Origin of the sequence: Mycolicibacterium agri (assembly GCF_002553505.1) — a bacterium.
In the GTDB taxonomy this organism is placed as follows: Bacteria; Actinomycetota; Actinomycetes; order Mycobacteriales; family Mycobacteriaceae; genus Mycobacterium; species Mycobacterium agri.
Genome location: NZ_PDCP01000262.1, coordinates 1 through 340 on the forward strand (window position 1 = coordinate 1; position 340 = coordinate 340).

The 340-nt window shown below is 61.8% G+C and carries 1 pseudogene; it reads left to right on the forward strand.

Features of this window, described 5'->3' with window-relative positions:
- Nucleotides 1-264 (forward strand): annotated as a pseudogene (locus CQY20_RS34100) (IS481 family transposase); the annotation flags it as partial.
- Between the last annotated feature and the right edge of the window lie 76 nt (nucleotides 265-340).

Sequence of the window (340 nt, forward strand, 5' to 3'; positions counted from 1 at the left end):
GTGTCCCGTGTGCTCAACCGTCGACAGATGCCCCACCTACGCGAGCTGGACCCGATGACCGGTCAGGTGATCCGCGCCTCCAAGACCACCGCTGTCCGTTATGAGCGGTCGCGCCCCGGCGAGCTGGTTCACATGGACGTCAAGAAGCTGGGTCGCATCCCCGCCGGCGGTGGATGGCGCGCGCACGGACGAGGACGTGCACCGGATCGAGATCGCAAGAACGGCCATGGATTCGACTACATTCACTCGTTGGTCGATGACTATGAACCACCCCGGGTTTGATGCACACCTTCTTTCGAGGGAAGGTTGTTCGCATCATGGCGAAGAGGTACGACGAGGA